The sequence below is a fragment of the Ferrovum myxofaciens genome, assembly GCF_000735045.1.
GTDB classification, from domain to species: domain Bacteria; phylum Pseudomonadota; class Gammaproteobacteria; order Burkholderiales; family Ferrovaceae; genus Ferrovum; species Ferrovum myxofaciens.
The window spans coordinates 1-274 of sequence record NZ_JPOQ01000213.1 but is presented as its reverse complement, the minus strand read 5'-3'; the positions used below and the strand labels follow the sequence as shown (position 1 = coordinate 274).

The window sequence follows — 274 nt, the reverse complement described above, 5'->3', positions numbered from 1 at the left end:
GGGCATTCAAAAGAGAAACGTAGCGACTGCCCTCTGGTGACACTGGGCCTGGTGCTTGATGGCAGCGGCTTTGTGCGCCGCTCCAAAACCTTTGCAGGTAATGTGGCCGAATGCGGCACATTGGAGGTGATCTTGAAGGGTCTGAATGCACCACAAGGCGCATTGGTCATCATGGATCGGGGAATTGCGACTGAAGCCAATGTCGGCTGGCTGATCGAACACGGTTATCGCTATTTGGTAGTCAGTCGTGACAGGGTGAGGAAATTCGACGAAA

General features: G+C 53.6%; 1 protein-coding gene. It reads left to right on the top strand.

Annotated features, from left to right (window positions below):
• Positions 1 to 274: transposase (locus tag IV91_RS16055; protein WP_035418180.1), on the top strand; the 274-nt coding region annotated here is incomplete at both ends.